The organism is Micromonospora sp. NPDC002389, from assembly GCF_040296095.1.
Lineage (GTDB): Bacteria > Actinomycetota > Actinomycetes > Mycobacteriales > Micromonosporaceae > Micromonospora.
On sequence record NZ_JBEOWP010000009.1, the window covers coordinates 1 to 23,141 of the forward strand.

General features: G+C 72.0%; 18 protein-coding genes and 1 pseudogene. 12 read left to right on the top strand and 7 right to left on the bottom strand.

What is annotated here, in order from left to right; translation table 11 throughout:
• Positions 1–182 precede the first annotated feature (182 nt).
• From ABT008_RS18235 to ABT008_RS18245, 3 genes and pseudogenes are all read left to right on the top strand, one after another.
• Positions 183–368: pseudogene (locus ABT008_RS18235) on the top strand (helix-turn-helix domain-containing protein); the annotation flags it as partial.
• Positions 368–1,639, top strand: a complete 1,272-nt coding sequence (locus tag ABT008_RS18240) for a tyrosine-type recombinase/integrase (RefSeq protein ID WP_350697667.1) — start codon at positions 368–370, stop codon at positions 1,637–1,639. The pseudogene ABT008_RS18235 and the gene ABT008_RS18240, both read left to right, overlap by 1 nt.
• Before the next feature lie 355 nt (positions 1,640–1,994).
• The gene (locus ABT008_RS18245; protein WP_350697401.1) at positions 1,995–2,798 is read left to right on the top strand and encodes an HAD family hydrolase; all 804 of its coding nucleotides are present in this window, start codon (positions 1,995–1,997) and stop codon (positions 2,796–2,798) included.
• Between the two features lie 133 nt (positions 2,799–2,931).
• On the opposite strand, the gene ABT008_RS18250 is transcribed toward ABT008_RS18245, so the two are convergent.
• A complete protein-coding gene (locus tag ABT008_RS18250) occupies positions 2,932–3,678 on the bottom strand; it encodes a Fic family protein (RefSeq protein WP_350697402.1) in 747 nt (248 codons plus the stop codon).
• 266 nt (positions 3,679–3,944) lie between these two features.
• Between ABT008_RS18250 and acs the strand changes: the two genes are divergently transcribed.
• From acs to ABT008_RS18265, 3 genes are all read left to right on the top strand, one after another.
• Positions 3,945–5,939 carry an acetate--CoA ligase gene (acs, locus tag ABT008_RS18255; RefSeq protein WP_350697403.1) on the top strand — a complete coding sequence of 665 codons (1,995 nt, stop codon included), beginning with the start codon at positions 3,945–3,947 and terminating at the stop codon, positions 5,937–5,939.
• Positions 5,940–6,223: 284 nt separating this feature from the next.
• Positions 6,224–8,623, top strand: coding sequence for an immune inhibitor A domain-containing protein (locus tag ABT008_RS18260; protein WP_350697668.1), 2,400 nt, complete (start codon positions 6,224–6,226; stop codon positions 8,621–8,623).
• Positions 8,624–8,744: 121 nt separating this feature from the next.
• Positions 8,745–9,677, top strand: coding sequence for an alpha/beta fold hydrolase (locus ABT008_RS18265; protein WP_350697404.1), 933 nt, complete (start codon positions 8,745–8,747; stop codon positions 9,675–9,677).
• A gap of 7 nt (positions 9,678–9,684) precedes the next feature.
• On the opposite strand, the gene ABT008_RS18270 is transcribed toward ABT008_RS18265, so the two are convergent.
• Positions 9,685–10,050, bottom strand: coding sequence for a UCP033725 family protein (locus ABT008_RS18270; protein ID WP_350697405.1), 366 nt, complete (start codon positions 10,048–10,050; stop codon positions 9,685–9,687).
• Positions 10,047–13,349: an SseB family protein gene (locus tag ABT008_RS18275; RefSeq protein ID WP_350697406.1), complete on the bottom strand. Its 3,303-nt coding sequence runs from the start codon at positions 13,347–13,349 to the stop codon at positions 10,047–10,049. Before ABT008_RS18275 ends, ABT008_RS18270 begins: the two co-directional genes overlap by 4 nt.
• 151 nt (positions 13,350–13,500) lie before the next feature.
• Here ABT008_RS18275 and mycP point away from each other — a divergent pair, with 151 nt between their 5' ends.
• Positions 13,501–14,703, top strand: a complete 1,203-nt coding sequence (gene mycP / locus ABT008_RS18280; RefSeq protein ID WP_350697407.1) for a type VII secretion-associated serine protease mycosin — start codon at positions 13,501–13,503, stop codon at positions 14,701–14,703.
• Positions 14,704–14,779: 76 nt separating this feature from the next.
• On the opposite strand, the gene ABT008_RS18285 is transcribed toward mycP, so the two are convergent.
• Positions 14,780–15,073: a WXG100 family type VII secretion target gene (locus ABT008_RS18285; protein ID WP_350697408.1), complete on the bottom strand. Its 294-nt coding sequence runs from the start codon at positions 15,071–15,073 to the stop codon at positions 14,780–14,782.
• Between the two features lie 26 nt (positions 15,074–15,099).
• Positions 15,100–15,423, bottom strand: coding sequence for a WXG100 family type VII secretion target (locus ABT008_RS18290; protein WP_350697409.1), 324 nt, complete (start codon positions 15,421–15,423; stop codon positions 15,100–15,102).
• A 194-nt stretch (positions 15,424–15,617) separates the two neighbouring features.
• Between ABT008_RS18290 and ABT008_RS18295 the strand changes: the two genes are divergently transcribed.
• From ABT008_RS18295 to rarD, 4 genes are all read left to right on the top strand, one after another.
• A complete protein-coding gene (locus ABT008_RS18295) occupies positions 15,618–17,477 on the top strand; it encodes a type VII secretion protein EccE (protein WP_350697410.1) in 1,860 nt (619 codons plus the stop codon).
• 45 nt (positions 17,478–17,522) lie between these two features.
• The gene (locus ABT008_RS18300) at positions 17,523–17,909 is read left to right on the top strand and encodes a phage holin family protein (RefSeq protein WP_350697411.1); all 387 of its coding nucleotides are present in this window, start codon (positions 17,523–17,525) and stop codon (positions 17,907–17,909) included.
• A 125-nt stretch (positions 17,910–18,034) separates the two neighbouring features.
• A complete protein-coding gene (locus ABT008_RS18305) occupies positions 18,035–18,532 on the top strand; it encodes a GNAT family N-acetyltransferase (RefSeq protein ID WP_350697412.1) in 498 nt (165 codons plus the stop codon).
• Positions 18,529–19,464, top strand: coding sequence for an EamA family transporter RarD (gene rarD, locus ABT008_RS18310; RefSeq protein ID WP_350697413.1), 936 nt, complete (start codon positions 18,529–18,531; stop codon positions 19,462–19,464). The genes ABT008_RS18305 and rarD overlap by 4 nt, the downstream gene beginning before the upstream one ends.
• 50 nt (positions 19,465–19,514) lie before the next feature.
• Here the strand turns inward: rarD and ABT008_RS18315 are convergent, their stop codons facing one another.
• Together ABT008_RS18315 and ABT008_RS18320 are read right to left on the bottom strand one after the other, a co-directional pair.
• The gene (locus tag ABT008_RS18315; protein ID WP_350697414.1) at positions 19,515–20,210 is read right to left on the bottom strand and encodes an anti-sigma factor family protein; all 696 of its coding nucleotides are present in this window, start codon (positions 20,208–20,210) and stop codon (positions 19,515–19,517) included.
• The gene (locus tag ABT008_RS18320; RefSeq protein ID WP_233527450.1) at positions 20,207–20,701 is read right to left on the bottom strand and encodes a sigma-70 family RNA polymerase sigma factor; all 495 of its coding nucleotides are present in this window, start codon (positions 20,699–20,701) and stop codon (positions 20,207–20,209) included. Before ABT008_RS18320 ends, ABT008_RS18315 begins: the two co-directional genes overlap by 4 nt.
• A gap of 243 nt (positions 20,702–20,944) precedes the next feature.
• On the opposite strand from ABT008_RS18320, the gene ABT008_RS18325 reads away from it, so the two are divergent.
• The gene (locus tag ABT008_RS18325) at positions 20,945–23,068 is read left to right on the top strand and encodes a PhoX family protein (protein WP_350697415.1); all 2,124 of its coding nucleotides are present in this window, start codon (positions 20,945–20,947) and stop codon (positions 23,066–23,068) included.
• Positions 23,069–23,141 lie beyond the last annotated feature (73 nt).

The window sequence follows — 23,141 nt, forward strand, 5'->3', positions numbered from 1 at the left end:
AGATGTACGGACGCGCGGGCTTCGCTCTCCTACGACACCGAATCCTGCTCAGCTGACCAGCACCCTCCGTCACCACCGAATGTGAGACAGAGCCGAAATCATCTACGCAGTCCCCGGCTCCGGTCGTTCGGCTCGTCCCTCGTTCCGGGGCGGTCGTCGTCGCGCCGGTCACCTACACCGTTCGGGAAGTCGCCAAGCTGCTGGGCATCTCGCTCGGCAGCACGTACGCCCTCGTACGCGCCGGCACCATCCCGGCGACCCGCCTCGGGGGCCGCTGGCTGATCCCCCGTACCCGGTTCCATGCCTGGCTCGACGGCGTCACCGAGCAACCCGCCGCCACCGGCACCGAGCACGGTCGGGGGCGTTGATGGGCTTCGTCCGCAAGACTCCGGCCGGTACCTTCCGCGCCTGCTGGCGTGACCCCGCAGGCCAGCAGAAGTCGAAGAGTTTCCGCACGAAGCGGGAGGCCAGTGCCTACCTGGTGGAGATGGAAGGCAGCCTCAATCGGGGCACCTACGTCAACCCGCATGCCGGCCGTACCCGCGTCGGTGACTTCGCTCAGCAGTGGCTCGCCACCCGCTCGGTCGAAGCGCGCACCACGGAACGGACCGTGTCCCTGCTCCGGGCTCATGTCCTGCCCAAGTGGGGTGACTGGCCGCTCGGGAAGGTCGACTTCATGTCGGTGCAGGAGTGGGTGACCGGGCTCGGCCGCGACCTCGCTCCCGCCACCGTGGGCAAGTGCTACCAACTGCTGTCGATGATCCTGCGAACCGCTGTGCAGGCGCGGCTGATCGCGGTCAACCCCGCCGAGGGCGTCAAGCTGCCCCGGGACCGGACGCGGGACGTCAAGCCGATCACGATCAGCCGGGAGGACTTCTTCGGCAAGTTGCTGCCGGCCGTTCCACCCCGTCACCGGGCCATCGTCTGCACCGCCGCCGGGGCCGGGCTCCGCTGGGGCGAGTGCGCCGGGCTCACCTGGTCGTCAGTCGACCTCGACCGGGCATCGCTGCGCGTCGTCCAGGTCGCCGAGGAGACGCACGGCGGGATCGTGCTGCGCCCGTACCCGAAGAGTCGCGCCGGAGTGCGGACCGTGCCGCTGCCCGGCTTCCTCGTCGACGCGCTACGCCAGTTGCACGCCGCCGCCGACAACCTGGACCCGCGCACGCTGGTCTTCCGGGACCGGGTCGGCCGACCGCTGCGCCGGTCGAACTTCCGGCGTCGGGTCTGGCTGCCCTCGCTGGTCCGCGCCGGCCTGCTCGGCCAGGTCGTCGACACCGGTCCGCATCGGTACCGGGCCGTCTGGCCCGACCGGGAAGGCATCGAGTGGTCGGCCGAATTCACCACCGGGCGGGAAGCCGTTGCCTACGTCGCGGCCAAGGCTGCTGGCGGGATGCGGTTCCACGATCTGCGGCACGCCTACGCCACCTGGCTGGTCACCGACGGCGTGCCGATCAACCTCGTGCAGCGGGTCATGGGCCACGAGCAGGCGTCGACCACGCTCAACCGCTACACCCACACTCCGGACGACTACGCCGCCCGGGTCCTGGCGGCCTTCGACGGCCCTGCTGCCTCTCTGCTGCCTCCGACGGGAGAAACCGCGCCGGACGAGGCCGATGATGAGATCGGAGACGACCTGTGACCTGGGGCGGAGCGTTCCCACGGGAAAGGGACGACCCCCGTCGGGGGGGAGACGGGGGTCGTCGGAGGTTCGGCTCCGGGGGGGTCGAGCCGAACCCGCTCAGCGGTCACGGGGGGTGCAACCGCCGAGAGTCTGCCGGTTGTACGAGATGTGAATACTCGTGCTACGAACAAGTCTGCCTGAGCGGACCTGTGTACGTCGAGTGGTGTAGCCTCCACTCCCCGCAGATTCCTTTTCGCAGAGTGTGACTGCAGTCACCCTTCGCAGGCGGCGGGGAGGCCGACCCGCAGGTCCGCACGGTCCTTGGCCCCCGGGCATCCGCCGACGATAGACCATCGGGCTAGACTTTCGCGCCGTGGGCCGAAGTGCCGCTTTCTTCGATCTGGACAAGACCGTCATCGCCAAGTCGAGCGCCCTGGCGTTCGGTCGGCCGTTCTACCGGGACGGGCTGATCACTCGGCGTGACGTCGTCAAGTCGGCGTACGCGCAGCTGATGTTCCGGCTGGGCGGCACCGACGAGCAGACCATGGCCAGAACCAGGGACTACCTCGCCACGCTGTGCAAGGGGTGGCAGGTGGAGCAGGTCCGCCAGCTCGTCGCCGAGACACTGCACGAGCTGATCAACCCCTACGTGTACGCCGAGGCCGCCGCCCTCATCGAGGAGCACCAGGCGGCGGGGCGGGACGTGGTACTGGTCTCCGCCTCCGGCGAGGAGATGGTCCGCCCGATCGGCGCGCTGCTCGGGGTCACCGACGTGATCGCCACCCGGATGGGTGTGGTGGACGGGCGGTACAGCGGCGAGGTCGAGTTCTATGCGGCCGGTCCGAGCAAGGTCGAGGCGGTCAGCGAGCTGGCCGAGGCGCGCGGGTACGACCTGGCCGACTCGTTCGCCTACTCCGACTCGTACACCGATCGGCCGTTGTTGGAGTGCGTGGGGCATCCCAGCGTGGTCAACCCGGACCGGCAGTTGCGCAAGCTCGCGGTGGAGAACGCCTGGCCGGTGCTGGAGTTCCGGCACCCGATCCCGCTGGGTCGGCGGCTGCGGGAGCGGCCGGGCGTCCCGGTGGCGGCGGCCGCGCTCGGCGTGGGTGTCGGGGTGGCGATCGGCATCGCCTGGTACGGCCGGCACCGCCGGACCCGCGCCGGCAGCTCGGCCTGATCCCGGCCACAGTTCCCCCGCCGGTTCGGCCCGGTCATCGTCGCTCCCGCCTGAGCTCTTCCCACACGGGGTCGGCGGGACGGTCGATCCGCACGGACAGGTGGCCTGGCCGACGCCGGGCGGCGCGCACACCTCACGCGGCGGCCAGCACCTCGTCGCCGATGGCGGTGAGCTGGTCGGCGCCCACCTCGACGGCGGACATGTAGTGGCGTAGCCACGACCGGAGCCCGTCGGGTGTCCCGGTGGCGAAGGCTCCGGCCGCGCCGACGTACTCCGGCTCGCGTTCCTGGTGCCCGACGTCGACCGGCAGCAGGCCGCGCGGGTCGACGCCGCTGGCGAGCAGCACCAGGCGGGCCGCGCCCCGGGCCACCACGCCGGAGGGGCCGGCGAACGGGCGCAGGTTCAGCAGTTCCCCGTGCACCACGGCGGCGAGCACCAGCGGGGTGACCCTGGTGCCGCCGGCCACCAGCCCGGCCAGGGCGTCGAGGCGGGCGGCCACCACCGGGTCGTCGACCGGGCGGCCCAGGTCGGGCTGGTCGACGATGTCGCGGGCGGCGAGTACGTGCAGCTTCGCGAGGGCCTGTCGGGGCGCTCGGGGCCAGAGGTCGATCAGCCCGGGGAGCGCACCGGCGACGCGCAGGGCGCCCTGGAGGACCGGTTCGGTGACGGTGCCGGCGCGTACCGCCTCACGGTCGTGGGGCCGGCCTTCCAGGCCGGCGCTGGCCACCGCGGACCGCAGGCCGACCTCGGCCACGACCTGGCCGCCGTGTCGGCGCAGCGCGCGGTGGCCGAGTGCCTGGTCGAAGCGGGCGCGGGCGCGCGCGACGGCGTCGGCGACGTCGGCGAGGTCGAGCAGAGGCGCGAGCGGGTCGGCGGTCACCCCGTCACGCTATCGACCCGGCTGTCCGCGCCGAGCACGAGTCGGTGGCGGCGGGGTGCCGCAGGTGTGTCGGCGCCGTGCCGCAGGTGTTAGGAAGGGACCCTTCCTATGCACGAGGCGTTAATAAGGTGCCCTTCCTTACATCTCGGCGCGTGGGAGGGGCCGTTGGGCGACGAGGGCGGACGAGATCGGTCGCCTGGCGCGCCCGCCCCGGCTAACCTGCCCGGAAGAGACGCAGGTCACCCCGAGCGACGAGGAGCCACCGCATGAGCGAGGCATTGGCCAATCTGCTGAACGAGACGCGCCAGTTCCCGCCGCCGGCCGAACTCGCCGCCGCCGCCAACGTCACCGCGGACGCGTACGTCGAGGCCGAGAACGACCGGCTGGCCTTCTGGGAGCGCCAGGCCGGGCGGCTGACCTGGGCGAAGCAGTGGGACCAGGTGCTGGACTGGTCGACCCCGCCGTTCGCGAAGTGGTTCGTGGGTGGGCAGCTCAACGTGGCGTACAACTGTCTGGACCGGCACGTCGAGGCGGGCCGGGGCGACAAGGTGGCGATCCACTGGGAGGGCGAGCCGGGCGACACCCGGACCATCACCTACGCCGACCTGCACCGGATGACGTGCCAGGCGGCGAACGCCCTCACCGACCTCGGGGTGGTCGCCGGTGACCGGGTGGCGATCTATCTACCGATGATCCCGGAGGCGGCGGTCGCGATGCTGGCCTGCGCCCGGATCGGCGCGACGCACAGCGTGGTCTTCGGCGGCTTCTCCGCCGAGTCGCTGACCAACCGGATCCAGGACGCCACCGCCAAGGTCGTGATCACCGCGGACGGCGGGTACCGCCGGGGCAAGCCGTCGGCGCTCAAGCCGACCGTGGACGACGCGGTGGCGAACTGTCCGTCGGTGGAGCACGTGCTGGTGGTACGGCGTACCGGCGAGCAGGTCGGCTGGTCGGAGCGGGACCACTGGTGGCACGAGACGGTGGAGCAGGCGTCGACCGAGCACGCCGCGCAGCCGTTCGACGCCGAGCACCCGCTGTTCATCCTGTACACCAGCGGCACCACGGCCCGCCCGAAGGGCATCCTGCACACCACCGGCGGGTACCTGACGCAGACCTCGTACACCTCGCACGCGGTCTTCGACCTGAAGCCGGAGAGCGACGTCTACTGGTGCACGGCGGACATCGGCTGGGTGACCGGCCACTCCTACATCGTGTACGGCCCGCTCTCCAACGGCGTCAGCCAGGTCATGTACGAGGGCACCCCGGACACCCCGCACAAGGGCCGCTTCTGGGAGATCGTCGACAAGTACGGCGTCACGATCCTCTACACGGCACCGACGTTGATCCGCACCATGATGAAGTGGGGCGACGAGATCCCCGCCGAGTACAGCCTCTCCACGCTCCGCCTGCTCGGCAGCGTCGGTGAGCCGATCAACCCCGAGGCCTGGATGTGGTACAGGCAGCACGTCGGGCGGGGCGAACTGCCGATCGTGGACACCTGGTGGCAGACCGAGACCGGCGCCATGATGATCTCGCCGCTGCCCGGGGTGACCGCCGCGAAGCCGGGTTCGGCGATGACGCCGCTGCCGGGTGTCAGCGCGGACGTGGTGGACGACCAGGGCCAGTCGGTGCCGAACGGCGGCGGCGGGTACCTGGTGCTGCGGGAGCCGTGGCCGTCGATGCTGCGCACCATCTGGGGCGACGACAACCGGTTCATCGAGACGTACTGGTCCCGGTTCGGCGCGGGGGTGAGCGGCAACGCCGACGACCCGTGGGTCTACTTCGCCGGTGACGGGGCGAAGAAGGACGACGACGGGCACCTCTGGCTGCTCGGCCGGGTCGACGACGTCATGCTGGTCTCCGGGCACAACATCTCCACCACGGAGGTGGAGTCGGCGCTGGTGTCGCACCCGTCGGTGGCGGAGGCGGCGGTGGTCGGCGCCACCGACCCGACGACCGGTCAGGCGATCGTGGCGTTCGCGATCCCGCGCGGCAGCATCGACACCGCCGGTGAGGCCGGTGAGCAGCTCATCGCCGACCTGCGCACCCATGTGGCGAAGACGCTCGGCCCGATCGCCAAGCCGCGCCAGATCATGTTGGTGCCGGAGCTGCCGAAGACCCGTTCCGGCAAGATCATGCGCCGGCTGCTGCGGGACGTGGCGGAGAACCGGTCGCTGGGCGACGTCACCACGTTGCAGGACTCGTCGGTGATGGACCTGATCGCCTCCGGCATGGGCGGGGGCAAGTCCGACGAGGACTGACGGATAGGCGTACCACTCGACGGGTGGCGGTCCGACGCGGACCGCCACCCGTCGATGTCTGTCCGGACCTGCACGGACGTCGGGTGACCGCCGCCGAGGGCTGTGACAGTGAAAACGCCTGCCAACAACTCGCTGCCACAAAATCGACGCATACCCCTTCCCCTGCAGCCCCACGAGTGCCTATGTTCACCAGTGGCCCCATCCGTAGGGGCCTATTTCACCGGTCCACAACCCCCGACGGGCCGGTTCCCTCAATCCGGAGGTACCACGTGCGGAAAGTCGCAGTGGGTCTGCTCGGGCTCTCGCTGACCGCGACAGGGTTGACGGTCGGCGCTTCCGCCGCCGCCGCGCCTGCCACGGCGCCGTCGGCCCAGTCGATCGCGGAGCCCGCCCACGCCGAACACGACCTGCCGAACCCGCTGGAGGACAAGCGCCGCGCCCTGCGCGAGCAGGGTCTGAGCGAGGTTCTCTCGGGTCGGGCCGAGGCGGAGCGGATCAACGGCAGCACGGTGGTCAAGGTCGGCGAGCGGGCCACCAAGGGTGGCAAGGCCGGCCGCAACGCCAAGACCACCAAGGGCGGCAAGGGCCCGACCGAGAAGCAGTACGTCGAACTGTCGCGGGAGAAGACCGACCGGATCTTCGTGATCCTCGCCGAGTTCGGCAACGAGCGACACCCGGACTACCCCGACCAGGACACCGACCCCGACACCCCCGGCCCGACGCGGTTCGACGGACCGATGCACAACGAGATCCCGGAGCCGGACCGCCGGGTGGACAACTCCACCGTCTGGCAGCCGGACTACGACGCCGACCACTTCAGGAAGCTGTACTTCGGCACCGGCCCCGGCGACGAGTCGGTGAAGCAGTACTACGAGGCCCAGTCCTCCGGGCGCTACAGCGTCGACGGTGTGGTCACCGACTGGGTGAAGGTCAACTACAACCAGGCCCGGTACGGGCGCTCAAGCGGCTACCCGTGCGACGGGATCGTCTGCAACAACGTGTGGGCGCTGGTGCGCGACGCCGCCAACAAGTGGGTCGCCGACCAGAAGGCGGCCGGGCGGACCGACGCGGAGATCGCCGCCGACGTGCGGGCGATGGACCAGTGGGACCGGTACGACCACGACGGTGACGGCGACTTCAACGAGCCGGACGGCTACATCGACCACTTCCAGATCGTGCACGCCGGTGGCGACATGGCCGACGGCGACCCGATCTACGGCGAGGACGCGATCTGGAGCCACCGCTGGTACGCGTACGCCTCCGACCAGGGACGCACCGGCCCGCCGAACTTCCCGGCCGGCGGCACCCAGATCGGCGACACCGGAATCTGGATCGGCGACTACACGATCCAGCCGGAGAACGGCGGTCGCAGTGTCTTCTACCACGAGTACGCTCACGACCTCGGCCTGCCGGACGACTACAACGTCATCAGCGGCGGCGACAACAACAACGAGCACTGGACCCTGATGGCCCAGAGCCGCCTCGGCGCCAAGAACGACGGCGGTATCGGCGAGCGCGGCGGTGACCTCGGTGCGTGGAACAAGCTCCAGCTCGGCTGGCTCGACTACGAGGTGATCGTGGCCGGGCAGAAGCGCACGTTGGTGCTCGGTCCGCAGGAGTACAACACCAAGGAGGCCCAGGCCGCCGTGGTGGTGCTGCCCGAACGGGAGTACACGTTCGAGAACGGCGCGCCGTTCGAGGGCGACAAGCAGTTCTTCTCCGGCAACGCCGACGACCTGAACAGCACCCTGACCAGGACGTTCGACCTGAGTGGGGCGTCGTCGGCAAGCGTCTCGCTGAAGGGCCGCTACAGCATCGAGGCGGACTACGACTACCTGTTCTTCGAGACCTCGACCGACGGTGGGCAGACCTGGACGCCGCAGCCCGGCACCGCCGACGGCCGGCCGTTCAAGGAGATCTCCCCCGGCCGGTACGCGCTGGACGGCAGCACCGACGACGAGTGGGTGGACGTTCAGATCCCGCTGGACTCGGTGGCCGGCAACAGCGTCGGGTTCCGCCTGCGCTACCAGACGGACGGCGCGGTCGCCGAGGGCGGGTTCTTCGGTGACGCGATCACGCTGACCGCCGACGGGCAGACGGTCTTCGTCGACGGTGCCGAGGACGGTGCCACCGGCTGGACGCTGGCCGGCGGGTTCGAGGTCGTCGAGGAGACCTACACCCGCAGTTTCCCGAACTACTACATCGCCGGTACGCGGCAGTACATCTCATACGACAAGTACCTCAAGACCGGCCCGTACTTCTTCGGGTACGCCAACACCAAGCCGGACTTCGTGGACCACTACGCGTACCAGGAGGGTCTGCTGATCTCGTACTGGAACACCCGGTGGTCGGACAACGACACGTTCGCGCACCCGGGCGAGGGCCGGAACCTGATCATCGACTCCCGTCCACGGCCGATCTACAACCTGACCGGACAGCCCTGGCGGGCCCGGATCCAGGTGTACGACGCGCCGTTCAGCCTCAAGAAGGCGGACTCGTTCACGCTGCACCTCAACAGCCAGCCCCAGTACATCCGGGGTCAGGCCGCGCAGCCGCTGTTCGACGACACCAAGCAGTACTGGTTCCCGGAGCTGCCCAACCACGGCGTCAAGCTCCCGGCCACCGGCACCAAGATCAAGGTGCTGGAACAGGACGGCATCTACACCAAGGTCCGGTTCTCCTGAGCCGCCGACCTGACACGACGACGCCCCGGGCAGGCCATCTGCCCGGGGCGTCGCCCCTGCCGGGCCGGTGGTCCGGTCGGCCCGCCCGGGCCGGCGGCGGCGGGGTCATAGGCTGTCGGTCATGACCGAGCAGCGTGGCGATGCCATCGACGAATCCTGCGTCCTCACCGAGGGGCCGTGGACGCACCGGTTCGTCGGCGCCAACGGCAGCCGGTTCCACGTCGTGGAGGCGGGCACCGGTCCGATGGTGCTCTTCCTGCACGGCTTCCCCGAGCACTGGTGGGCCTGGCAGCAGATGCTGCCGGCGGTCGCCGACGCCGGTTTCCGCGCCGTCGCCGTCGACCTGCGCGGCTACGGCGCCAGCGACAAACCACCCCGGGGGTACGACGGCTACACCCTCGCGGCCGACGTGGCCGGTCTGATCCGTGCGCTCGGCGAACGCTCGGCGACCGTGGTCGGCGCCGGTGCCGGCGGGATGATCGCCTGGACGGTGGCCTCGTTCCACCCCAACCTGGTCCGGCGGCTGGTCGTGCTCGGCGCGCCGCACCCGCTACGGCTGCGTGCCGCGATCTTCGCCGATCCGCGTGGCCAGTTCGCCGCCTCCACGCCCGCGCTGAGGTTCCAGCTCCCCCGCTACGAGCACGTCCTCACCCGGGACGACGCTCGGGCCGTGGAGGTGATCCTGCGCCGCTGGGGCGGACCCCGCTGGGTGAGCGGCCCGGAGTTCGCCGGGTACGCCCAGCGCTACCGGGAGGCGATGCGCATCCCACAGGCCGCGTTCTGCGCCCTGGAGGGTTACCGGTGGGCGTTCCGGTCCGTGCTGCGGCTGCACGGGTACCGGTTCGTCAAGCTGATGCAGCGACCCCTGGTCACGCCCACCCTGCAACTGCACGGCGCGCTGGACGTGGCCTCGTTGCCGCGTACCGCGCAGGGGTCGGGGCGTTACGTCAGCGCGGCGTACGAGTGGCGGCTGCTGGACGACGTCGGGCACTTCCCGCACCTGGAGACGCCGGAGCTGGTGCTGGGCGAGATCCTGCGCTGGACGAAGTCCTGACCGCTGCTCAGATCCGCTGTTCGCGGACGTCGGTGACCTCACCGACCGGTGCCCAGCCCTGGTAGACACCGAAGTCGAAGGCTTCCAGCCGCATGGCCTGGGCGACCGGCCACCGACCACCGGTGTACTCGACCCGCAGCCACCCGTCGTGCACGGCGAGCACGATGAACGGCTGTCCCTGCCAGGTGCAGGTCGTCCGGACGTACGCCAACTCCTCGACCTCGGCGGTCGGGACGACCCGGACGTAGCGGCCGGAGCGGACCTCCTCGAAACCGTCGGCGGCCTCCGGCCGGTAGAGCCGGATCTCGCCGCCGTCCGGGCTGGCCTGGTACTCCCGGCCACGCCAGCGGGCCACGTAGCCGTCGCGCATCACCGCTCACCGACCTGACGCCAGGCGAGCGTGTCGGTGTCGAGCACGGCGACCAGCCGTTCGGTGCCGTCCGCGCCGATCCGCAGCAGTTGGGCACCGTGCGGCAGCCGGACACTGTCCACCTTGAACTCGGCCACCACGTCGGAACTCTCGCCGGGGGCGAAGCCGTTGCCCCGGAACGGGGAACGCTCGATCACCCAGCCCTCCATCGCCCGCATGGCGGCCTCGTTCTGCCCGCCGTACGGGATCCGGTAGAGGCTGGGCCGGTACGCCGGCCACCTCAGCACGTAGATCTGCTCGGCGTCGGCCGCGAAGGGCGACTCGGGGTGGTTGAGGCCGAGCGCACCGTACAGCTTCGCCGGGGTGTCGAGATGGGCCAGCTCACCGGCCCGGTGCACGAAGCCGGAGACCCGGTCGTAGCCACGCTCCAGGTAGTAGCCGAGCTGGCTGGGTGCGATCGCCTTCTGCATCACGATCGGCCGCACCGGGTCGACGACCGGTGCGGCCTCCCGTGGGCTGCTGGACGACACGGCCGGCTCGGCCGTCGACTCGGTCTCCCGCTCCGGGTCGTCACCGAGCCCCAGCTCGGCTGCCCAGTTGGCCAACCCGACGATCTGCTCACCGGGCAGCTTGGCCCCCACCGGCGTACCGGGATTGACCGCGAACGACCACGACGTGTCCGGCCAGCAGCGGATGAGCTGAACGAAGCGGACCTGGAGCGTCTCGGCGACGGCCGGGTCGGTGTGGTCGGCCAGCCGTTGCGGCGAGGTGTACGCCACCACGAAGGTCTGGCCGTCCAGTTGCACGGTGGGCCAGACGAAGCCCGGTTCGCCCGGCCGGGTGCCCGCGACGCAGTCGGCCGCCACCGGCATGAGGACCCGGGCCAGCAGCAGCGTGGACAGGAACGTGTCGGTGCTGCCGGCCTCCGCCGCCTCCAGCAGGTTCACCTCGACGTCGTTGGCCGGTGTGAAGTCGGCACCGACGGCCTGCGGCGCGGCGGCTGTTGGTGCGGCGGCGGATGCCGATTCCGGTACGGCGGCCGAGGTGGCCGCCGCCGTACTCTGCACCGTCGGCTCGGACCCGTCACCCGACCCGTCCTTCCCGGGCTGCGGCAACGTGGGCGACACCGGCGGAGTGATCACCTCGGTCTCGATCGCCGACTCCGGCGTCGTTCCCCGAAGCAGGACGGTCTGCTGCTCGGCCCCGACCAGCGGGACGTCAGCAGTCGGCTCGGAACCCGGCGACAGGACCTCGGCGGTCGGCTCGGACCCGACGGACGGAACCTCAGCGGTCGGCTCGGCCTCGACCGTCGGCACCCACGCCGTCGTCTCGGGCTCCACCGTCGGCACCCACGCCGTCGTCTCGGGCTCCACCGTCGGCACCCACGCCGTCGTCTCGGGCTCGACCGTCGGGACCTCAGCGGTCGACTCGGCCCCGGCGGTCGGCACCTCGGCGGTCGGCTCGGATCCGATCGTCGGGATCCACCCGGTCGGATCCGCCACCGTGGGCACCCATGCGGTCGGTTCGGCCTCCACCAAGGGAACCGGCGCGGTCGGCTCCGCCTCGGCAGACGGCACTTCGACCGTCGGTTCGGCCTCGACCGTGGGCACCCACGCCGTCGTCTCGGGCTCCACCGTCGGCACCCAGGCCGTCGTCTCGGGCTCGACCGTCGGGACCGGCGCGGTCGGCTCGGCCCCGACCGTGGGCACCCACGTGGTCGGCTCCGCCTCCACCAACGGAACCTGCGCGGTCGGCTCGGCTTCCGACACCGGGACACGTACGGTCGGCTCCGCCTCTGCCAGCGGGACCCGCATCGTGGGCTCCGACTCGGGGACCGGGACGCGCACCGTCGGCTCGGCCTCGACCGGGGGGACGCGCACTGTCCGTTCCGTGCTCGGGAAAGGGGCGGGCTCGTGCGGGCGGGGCGGGGCGTCGTCGACCGAGCTGAGGTCGCGGGCCTCGATGATGGTGCCCTCGATGACGATCGGGGTGAAGCCACGGCGGGGCGCGGGCGGGCTGGAGACCGGTTCTGCGGCCGACAACTCCTCCGTGGGCTCCGCCGGCCCGCGAGGAGGCAGCGCCTCGGTGGGGTCGCCGCCGTCGGCGAGACCACCCGGTGCCGTCCAGCCGTTCGGCGGGGACACCCGCAGTGGCCGGGTCGGCTCCTGCACCGCACCACCCGGTGACGGCAGTTGCTGGGTCGGCTCGCCACCGGACTCCGGACGGACGCCCGACTCGGCACCGGTGAAGTCGAAGGCGCGGGTCTTCCCCTCAGCGGACGGATCGCCGGCCGCTCCGCGCCGGGGGAACGGCTGCGCACCACGGGCCGCCAGTCGGGACGGCGGGGTCGCCCGGTCGGTCAGCCGGTCGGCGCGCTGGCCGGTGCGGGAGTTCGCCGGCTCGAAGAAGGACTTCCGAGGTGCCTGGCCGGGATCGGCGGGCCGGCCGTTGGTCGGCGGGCCGGCTCGGTCCGGCGTACTCGGCCAGCCGGGACCGGCGGCTGTCGGCTCCTCGTCGGGTGCCGGCATCGGCCGACTCGGCGGCGGACCGACCTGCCCTTCCACCCGGCCACCGCCGACGGCGCTGAGCCGGCTTCCCAGGGTCTCCTGACCGGCGGCGCGGTCCGGGGCGGGGGCACCCCAACCGGGATCGGGCCGGCCCGGCGACGCTCCGCCGGGCTGCTGGTGATGCGGACCGGCCACCGTGCCGGGCGCCGCCACCGGTGACTCGGGCAACTGGAAAGCCGCCGGGGCCACCGGTTGCGGCGAGGGCGGGGCCGGACGCCCCGGGCCGGTGCCGGATGACCGTGGAGTGCCGACCGGGGCGGGCGGGGTGCTCTGCGTACGGGCGTCGCGGGCGCGGTTCAGGGCCTCCACCCGTTCCAACCGGGCTCGTGCGCCGACGGTGCGCCCGGGCAGCCGGACGTCGCCCCGGGACAACTGGGAGACGTACCAGGCCGGCAGGTAGCCCTCGACCGGCAGGCCGGGATTGACGGCCAGCCACCACTCGTGGTTGGGCCAACCGGCGGCCAGTTCGGCGTACCCGGAGCGTCGGCTGGGTCCGGCGTGGTCACCGAGGCAGGACCGCATCGCCTCGGCGGAGGTGAACGCCAACACGTGCGTGCGGCCACCGGTCGTCCAGGTGCCCCAACCCGCCGGCACCTGACCTGGCACGGGCTGGACGGAGATCGGCAACAGCAGCTCGACCCGGGACAGGATGCGGAAGTACAACTGCTGGTCGTTGCCGCGCAGCGCGTCCCGCATCGCCGCCTCGGCCTCGGTGGCCGGCGCCCAGTCGGTCACGGCCACCCCTCCTCCCGGGCACAGCCATAGGTATCGCTTACAACCTACAAGGTGTCCACAAGATCACAATGCCAGGCCGTCGCCGGTCCGCCCGCTTCGCCGAGGGGCGCTAACATCCCGTTCCGGTGTCGACACGATACGGAGGCGGTCGATGTCCCGGAACGTCCCGCGTCCGCTCCTCGCGGGGGTGGCCGCCGCCCTGCTGGCCGGGCCGGCGACACCGGCATCCGCCGCGACCTCACGGCCCGCGCCGGACTGCACCGCGCCACCGGCACCGGCCCGGCCGGTGGTCACCACGCCCTGGCCGCAGGAACGGTACGCCCCGGCGCGGCTGTCGCCGCTGACCGACGGGTCCGGGGTGACCGTCGCCGTGGTCGACTCGGGCGTGGATCGCCGCCATCCACAGCTCGCCGGTCGGGTACTCGACGGCCTCGACCTGCTCGACCCCGGTGGTGACGGCACCCGGGACTGTGTCGGCCACGGCACCGGCGTGGCCAGCATCATCGCCGCCGCCCCGCACGACGGCGTCGCCTTCCACGGTCTGGCGCCGAACGCCCGGATCCTGCCGGTCCGGGTCAGCGAACAGCAGGTCGTGGACGGCCGGGGAGCGGGGCGTACGGTCGCGCCGGAGGAGTTCGCCACGGCGATCCGTTGGGCGGTCGACAACGGCGCCGACGTGATCAACCTGTCCGTGGTGCTCTACACCGACCGGCCGTCGGTCCGTGCCGCGATCGCCTACGCGGCGGCCAGGGACGTGGTCGTGGTGGCCGCCGCCGGCAATCTGCACGGCGAGGGCGACCCTCGCCCCTACCCCGCCGCGTACGAGCCGGTGATCGGGGTCGGCGCGATCGGTGCCGACGGGACACGGGCCGGGTTCTCCCAGACCGGCCCCTATGTCGACCTGGTCGCACCCGGCACCGACGTGCTGATCGCCGCGCCCGGACGCGGCCACCAGCGGGCCGAGGGCACCAGTTACGCCGCACCCTTCGTGGCCGCTACCGCCGCTCTGGTCCGCCAGTACCGTCCGGACCTGAGCGCTGCGGAGGTGGCCCGGCGGATCCTCGCGACCGCCGATTCGGCTCCTGGCGAGGGCTACGGTGCGGGCGTGCTCAATCCGTACCGGGCGGTCACCGAGGCGGACGGCACGACGCCACGCGCACGACCGGCGGTCGGGCTCGACGCGGAGCGGACGGACCCGGCGCTGGTGGCACAGCAGGCCCGGCGGGCCGCCGCGCGGGAACGGGCCGCTCTGCTCACCGCCGCCGGGCTGCTGGCGGTGACCGTCATCGTGCTGGCCGCCGTCATCGTGCCGCAGGGTGTCCGGCGACGGTGGCGCCCCGCCGACCCACGCTGAGCCGACAGCCCCGAGCGGCGGCTGCCGATGGCTGACGCCGACCGCCGCGTGCGAGGCGGCCGGCGTCAGCCCCTCGTCACTGGAACAGGCCGGCGTTGCGCTTCTCGGTGTCGAGATAGTCGGTCGCGGACTCGTCCACCGCCACCTTGATGTCGCGCAGCATCGTCTGGAGGTCCTGCGAGGCGTTGCGCCACCGGGCCTGACGCTGCTCGTACGCCTGCTGTGCCTCGCCGGACCAACTCGCGACCAGCGGAGCGGCGTCCTGCTCAAGCTGACCGAGCTGCGATTCGAGCGTGTTCAAGGCCCGCTGGATGTCCGCGCTGGCCTGTTGCAGCGCGGCGAAGTTGACGACCAGCACACCGTTCTCCATCCGAAGTCTTCCCCCTGGGTCGTGGTCTAGAGCGGCAGTTGGATGCCGCCCCGGTTGGTGGCGGACACCCGGCCGGCCGCCTCGGCGTCCGACGCGTCGTACTTCGCGCCGGCGGTGCGGATCGCGCCTGCGGTCTCCCGAAGGGCCCGCTGCAGGTTCGCCTGATCCTGCGCCCACTGCTGCTTGACCTGCTCGAACGACCGGCCGCCCGCCCCGCGCCAGGCCTGCTGGAGAATCGCCAGCTGGGCCAGCAGTCCACTGAGCATCGACTGCAACGACTGGTCCGTCTGCTCGAACTTCGCCGCGGTCTGTTGCATCACCGCAGCCTCTGCCTGGGTCTGGGAGGACACCCCGACGTCACCTCGTCTCTCGATCGTGGCTGGCCCATGGACACACCACCCGCGCCGCCGGAGGGCGTGCGCGACACGGGACGGGCCAACGAGAACTCGTCGCTGACAGTAGCGACACCATCGCGTTTCTGCTACCCCGCCGCGCTCCCCTGTGGACAATGCGGCAGCCGGGCGGGCTACTACGATGGGCGTCGATGACGTCGCGGGGTGTGATCGATCGACGGGCCGCAGTGCCGACCACCGGCACGCTTGCCCGCCGTACCGTCGACGCCCCCGCCGACACCGGCGACGGTCGAAATGGTCCACAGTGGAGCCTGTGCGCGTACCGGCCGACGGTCGGCCAGGTCGTCACCACGCAGGTGGCGGCGGCGCTGCTCGTCGCCGCGCCGGGTCTGGGCACGCTGCCGACGAGCGCCGCCGCCCTGCTGGCCGGCGCGCTGCTGGTCGGCGCCTGGGGTCGGGTACGTCGACGGTGGCTGCACGAGTGGCTACGGCTCGGGACGGGCTATCTGGCCCGCCGCCGGGTGCACCACCCGACGACCCTGCTCGACCTGGTCGACCCGGACGCCGTCGTCCGACCCGTCGAGTTGGCCGGATCCCCGGCCGCCGCCATCGACGACCCGGGTGGCCTGGTGGCCCTGCTCGACGTCGGCGACGTCGGCGACCTGCTCGGCGCGGGCGTCCGCGCGTTGCCGCCGCCCACCGCCCTGCTGCCGGCCCGCACCGCCGACATGCCGCCGGTACGCGTGCAACTCCTGCTCACCGTCACGGCGGCACCGGCGGTCGCGGCCGGCGGCGGACCGGTGGCCACCTCGTACCGACAGCTCACCGACGGACGGCTGGCCGGTGGAGAGCGCGCGGTGCTGGCCGTGCGCGCGGTGCGGGTGGCGGGCTGGCCCGAGGAGGCGCTGCGGCGGGCGCTCGCCGGCACCGTGCGCCGGGTGGTGCGGCGGCTCCGGCCCCTGCCCGTGCGTCCGCTCGGCGCACAGGCGACCCTGCGCATGCTCGCCGAGCTCGCGCACCACGACGGCCGCGCGCCTCGGGAGACCTGGCAGGGCGTCCGGTGCGGCGGGTTGCTCCAGAGCACCTTCACGCTGCGGCGCTGGCCGACGGAGCCGGTGGGTCGGCTGGTGCCCCGACTGTCCGCGCTGCCGGTGACCGCCACCACGGTGTCGCTGCACGCCGACACCGAGGCACCGGGCCGGACCGAGCTGACCGTACGTCTGAGCGCGGCGACGCCGGCCGAGCTGACCGCCGCCGGTCGAGCGCTGGAGCAGGTCGTGGCGAGCGCCGGTGGGGTGCTCGTCCGCAACGACGGCGCGCACCTGGACGGCTTCGCCGGCACGCTCCCGCTGGCGCTGCCGGGTCAGCCGGTCACGCGTCGCCGGGCCCCGTCGACACCGCCCGGCGCGGACGACCCGGAGTCGACGCTGCCGTACGGCTCGACCGGGTTGATGCTCGGCACCAACCGAGAGGGTGGACCCGTCGCCGTCCGGCTGTTCCGGCCGGAGAGCACCCGGGTGATGCTCGTCGGCGGGGTGCCCACCGCCCAGTTGGTCGCCGTGCGGGCGATGGCGCTCGGGGCCCGGGTGGTGGTCCAGACGACCCGACCACACGCCTGGGAACCCTTCGTGCGGGGTGTCGGCGTACCCGGCCGGACGGTCCCGCTGGTGTCACCGGACCGTCCGGCGGAGCTGCCGCCGGCGACCCCGCTCTCCCCGCTGCTCGTGGTGCGGGACGCGCCGCCACCGCCTCCGGGCCCGCGCCCGGGTGCCCCCTGGCAGACCACCCTGCTGGTACGCGACGAGCTGACCTCGGCCGACGCGGACGCGCTGGCCCGCGCCGACCTGGCGGTGCTGTCGCCGATGAGCCGGGCCGAATCGGCGGTCGCGGGCGGCGCGCTGGGCCTCGGCGACGCCGCGCAGTGGCTGGCGCGCAGTCGGCCCGGCATGGTGGCGCTGGTCAACCGGCGAGCCCTGCGCTGGGCGCTGCTGGCCGTCACACCGATCGAGGCGCAGCTCATCGGGGCACCCCTGAGGCCCCGGCGGAGTTGATCTCGCGGGTTTCGCCGGTACGCAGGCCATGACACCATGCCCGCCATGGGTTTTCTGAAAGGTCTACTGATCCGGGTCGGCGCCACGGCGGTGGCCTTCTGGCTGGCCACTGTGATCATCCCCGGCATCTCCCTGAACACCGACTCGTTCGGTGAGACGGTGTTGACGCTGGTCCTCGTCGCGGTCATCTTCGGCGTGGTGAACGGGGTGCTCCAGCCGATCATCAAGACCGTCGGGTGCGGCTTCTACCTGCTCACCCTCGGTCTGATCGCACTGGTGGTCAACGGTCTGCTGTTCCTGCTCACCGGCTGGATCGCCGACCAGGTGGGGCTGCCCTTCGATGTGGACGGCTTCTGGCCCGCCGCGGTGCTGGGTGCGCTCTTCGTCGGCATCGTCACCTGGATCCTCGGCGCCATCCTCGACCGCGACTGACCCTCGAACGGGGCGGCTCGCCTCGTCGACCGCCCGACCGGCCGTCCGCCGGGCGGTCACCGCCGACACCGACGGTGACCGCCCGGCTCACGAAGGGTGAATGGTCGGGTCCTAGGATCCCGAGGATGTTCACCCGGACCCGTCACGACGGCTACACGATCAGCACCTCGCCCGATCTGCTCGACCTGGATCTGGTGCACACCTGGCTCTCCACCGACGCGTACTGGGCGCTCGGGCGGGACCGCGCGACGGTGGGTGCGGCGTTCGCCGGCTCGCTCGGCTTCGGCGTGTACCGCCCGGCGGACGGCCGACAGGTCGCCGTCGCCCGGGTGATCACGGATCGGGCCACCTTCGGCTATCTCTGCGACGTCTACGTGGACCGGGCCGAGCGCGGACACGGGTTGGGCACCTGGCTGGCCGGCGCCGTCCGCGACCATCTCGCCGAGTTGGGCGTACGCCGGATCCTGCTCGCCACCAACGACGCGCACGGGGTGTACGCCAAACTCGGCTTCACCGTCGTACGCGCGGACCGGTGGATGGAGTTCGATCGCCGCGAGCCGAACGTGACGCCGCTCACCAGCAAGGATCCGCAGGGCGATCCGCCCCTTACGGTGAACACGTGACACCGCTCCGCCTCGGATACCTCTACGGCCTGGCCGCGTACCTGCTGTGGGGGTTCTTCCCGCTGTACTTCAAGCTGCTGCGTCCGACCGGGCCGCTGGAGATCCTGGCTCACCGGGTCATCTGGTCGGTGGCGTTCGTCGCCCTGCTGCTCGCCGTGATGCGCAACATCGGGTTCATCCGTTCCCTGCTGCGTCGGCCGCGCGCCCTGGCCGGGGTCGGTGCCGCCGCCGCCCTGATCGCGGTGAACTGGTTCACCTACATCTACGGCGTGAACTCCGACCGGGTGGTGGAGACCGCCCTCGGGTACTTCATCAACCCGCTGGTGGTGGTGCTGCTCGGCGTCCTGGTGCTGCGGGAGCGGCTGCGCCCGGCGCAGTGGGCGGCGCTCGGGGTCGGCGCGCTGGCGGTGGCCGTACTCACCGTCGACTACGGCCGGCTGCCGTACCTCGCGTTGACGCTGGCCTTCACGTTCGGCGGGTACAGCCTGGTGAAGAAGCGGCTGGGGCTGCCCGCGGCGGAGGGCCTCTTCGTCGAGTCCGCCGTGCTGGCCCTCCCGGCGCTGGCGTTCCTCGGCTGGCTCGCGACCACCGGCGACGCCACGTTCGGACGGGTCTCGGTCGGGCACGCGTTGCTGCTGGTGCTGGCCGGCGCGTTGACCGCCATCCCGCTGCTGCTCTTCGCGGGTGCCGCGAACCGGCTGCCGCTGACTGCCCTGGGCATGCTCCAGTACGTGGCGCCGATCCTCCAACTGGCCTGCGGTGTGCTGATCTTCCACGAGCCGATGCCGCCGGCCCGCCTGGTCGGTTTCGGGCTGGTCTGGCTCGCGCTGATCGTCTTCACCGCCGACGCGCTCCGGCACGCCCGGCGCAACCGCCGCTCGCGCCCGGACAGCGAGGTCAGCGCGGCGGCAGCGGTGCCCGCCCCACGCTGACCGGTCTGCCCCAGGTTGACCGCCCGCCCACGCTGACCGACGCCACCGCCTCAGCGGACGTCGTAGGCCAGCACGGGGGTGCCGTCGGCGCGGATGAGCTCCAGCCGGACCAGTTCGGCGTTGGTGAACCGGGTCGCACCGGTGATCCGCAGGTCGTCGCCGGGCGCGGCGCGCCACGAGCCGATCTGCTCCTCCGCGCCGTCCGGCCCGTACGCCACCAGCCGGAAGGCGTGCGCCTTGGCGTATCCGGTGTCCTCGTCGTACCCGCAGTGCATGGTCACCTCGGTGCCCCAGTCGGTGTGCCGCAGGCCGATCTCGGCGTGCACCGGCACCGACCCGGTCACCGGCTCCATCGCGACCAGGCGCACCTGTGCCAGCGGTGGCCGGCCCGGCTGCTCGCTCGGCAGCATCGTCGCCACGCCGAAGCCGACCAGCAGGGCGAACGCCGCCGCCGCGAGGCCGGTGACCGCGTACCGCAGCCGGTTGGCCTGCCGCTCCCGACGCCGGCGGTCCCGCGCGGCGTTGAGCAGCTCGGGCACCCGGGGATTCTCCGGCGGTGGGAGGAACTGCTCCAGGCTGGACGGGTCCAGCCGACCGAGCAGGCCGGGCAGCACGGCGATCTCGGAGACCGACTGCTGGCAGTCGTGGCAGCCGACGAGGTGACGTTCGTACGCGGCCCGGTCGGCGGGCGAGAGGGCACCCAGCACGTACGCGCCGTCGTCGAAGGCGTAGTCGCAGCGGCTCATCCGGTCACCCCCATCTCCGCCAGCACCAACCGTAGTGAGCGCAGCGCGTAGTGGGTACGGGACTTCACGGTGCCCGGCGGCACCCCGAGCCGGGAGGCGGCCTCGGACACCGAACGGCCCTGGTAGAAGCACTCGACGAGGACGTCCCGGTGGGACGGGCTGAGCCGGTTGAGCGCCTCCGCCACGGTCCACGCCTCCACGGCGCGTTCCGTCTCGTCGACGACCTCGCTGGGCTCGGGCAGCTCGTCGGTGTAGACCTCGCCGACCCGGGTCGACCGTCGCCGCCAGGCGTCGATGGCGAGGTTGCGTGCGGTGGTGAACAACCAGGCGCGGACCGAACCGCGCCGCGGGTCCAGTGACTCCGGGTGTCGCCAGGCCCGCAGCAGCGTCTCCTGCACCAGGTCCTCGGCGCGCTGCCGGTCGCCGTTGACCAGCCGCAACGCGTGCGCGTACAGCGCCTCGGCATGCTCGTCGTGCAGGGCGCGCAGCAGGTGGGCGTCGTGGTCGCTGATGGTCCTCTCCTCGCTCTCGACCGAGCGGGCGCGGCGTTACGACCAGGGATACGTGCGGTCACGCCGAACAGTTCACCGCCTGCGCGACCTGGGATTCCCGACGGGGGAGTTCATCGCCGGTTCACATCGACGCCGACCACCGCTCACCACGCCCTCCTAGCGTCCGGCGGGTACTCGTCGGTGAGCTGCACCGGCGCCCGTGACCCTCAGGAGGCTCCTCCCATGAGCGACCGTCCCCGGCTGCTCCCGCTGCTGGGCACTCCCCGCCACGGCAGCCGCGACGCCATGACCTGTCTCTACCGCTGCGGCAACGCCTGCGACCACCCGGTGCCCAACACCTCCGACAACGCCTACTTCGGCGACCTGGTCGACGCCGAGGTCTCCCGCCGTGGCCTGGTCCGCGCCGGGGCGGTCGGCGCGCTGGTACTCGGCTTCGGCGGTGGCGCCGGTGCGCTGGCCGGCGGCGGTGCCGCCGCAGCGGCACCGGGCTCCCCGGTGGTGCCCGAGACCACCACCTTCGCCGCCGGCGGCCGGGGCGTCGGCAGCGGGGCGCTGACCTTCTCGTCGATCCCGCCGAACACGCTGGACACCTTCGTGGTGCCGAACGGCTACGACCACGCGGTCGTCATCCGCTGGGGCGACCCGGTGCTGCCCGGCGCACCCGCCTTCGACCTGCGTCGGCAGACCGCCGCCGCACAGGCCCGCCAGTTCGGCTACAACAACGACTTCGTCGGTGTGCTGCCGCTGGACAAGGGCGGGCGGCGGGCACTGCTCGTCGTCAACCACGAGTACACCAACGAGGACCTGATGTTCCCCGGCTTCACCAGCCTCGACGCGCTCACCGTCGAGCAGGTGAAGGTGTCGATGGCCGCGCACGGCATGTCGGTGGTGGAGATCGAGCGGGTCGCCGGCACCGGGCAGTGGCGTGCGGTCACCTCGGGTCGCCGCCCGTACAACCGGCGGGTCGACGCGTTGAGCAGCACCTTCGAGCTGACCGGTCCGGCCGCCGGCTCGGCCTTCGTGAAGACCGCCGCCGACCCCAAGGGGCGTACGGTCGTCGGCACGCTGAACAACTGCGCCGGTGGGGTGACCCCGTGGGGCACGGTGCTCTCCGGCGAGGAGAACTTCAACCAGTACTTCGTCGGCGGCGACGCCGCACCGGCGGCGGACAAGCCCCGGTTGGCCCGGTACGGCATCAACACCACCACCCGCTACCCCAGCGGCAACCGCAAGTGGGACCGCGCCGCCGACCGCTTCGACCTGGCCAAACACCCGAACGAGGCGAACCGGCACGGCTGGATCGTGGAGATCGACCCGTACGACCCGGCCAGCCGCCCCCGCAAGCACACCGCGCTGGGCCGCTTCAAGCACGAGGGCGCCAACGTCATCGTGGCCCGCAGCGGGCACGTGGTCGCGTACATGGGCGACGACGAGCGCTTCGACTACCTGTACAAGTTCGTCTCGGACCGCACGTTCATGAAGGGCAACTCCTGGGTCGCCCGCAAGCACAACCTGACGCTGCTGGAGTCCGGCACACTCTATGTCGCCCGGCTCGACCAGACCAGCGCCGACGAGATCGACGGGTCCGGCCGGCTGCCCTCGGACGGCGCCTTCGACGGCACGGGCCGCTGGATCAAGCTGGTCAGCGGCAACCGTTCCTTCGTGGACGGGATGACCGCCGCCGAGGTGCTCACCTTCACCCGCTTCGCCGGTGACAAGGTCGGCGCGACCAAGATGGACCGCCCGGAGGACGTCGAGCCGAGCCTGCTCACCGGCAAGGTCTATGTGGCGCTGACCAACAACACCAACCGGGGTGTCGGCAGCAACCCCGGGCCGGACGAGGCCAACCCGCGCAGCAACAACCGGCACGGGCAGATCCTGGAGCTGGTCGAGCACCGGGGCGACAACACCGCCGAGACGTTCACCTGGTCGCTACCGATCGTCTGCGGCGACCCGGCGGACCCGTCGACCTACTTCTCCGGGTACGACAAGACCAAGGTGTCGCCGATCTCCTGCCCGGACAACGTGGCCTTCGACGCCACCGGCAACCTCTGGATCTCCACCGACGGCAACGCCCTGGGCAGCAACGACGGCCTCTTCGCCACGCCGACCGAAGGGCCGGAGCGGGGTCACCTCAAGCAGTTCCTCACCGTGCCGCGTGGCGCGGAGACCTGCGGGCCGTTCATCACCGGCGACAACCGCTCGCTCTTCGTCGCCGTGCAACACCCGGGCGAGGTCACCGGTGCATCGGTCGACAACCCGGCCTCCACCTGGCCGGACGGCGACTACGCCAAACCCGGCGTGGTGGTGACCTGGCGGCTGGACGGCGGACCGGTCGGTAGCTGACCCCGCCCCGGCTTCGCGCCGGCCGCTTCCCGACGGCCCTCTTCCCACCAGGAAGGGGGCCGTCTCGCGCCCG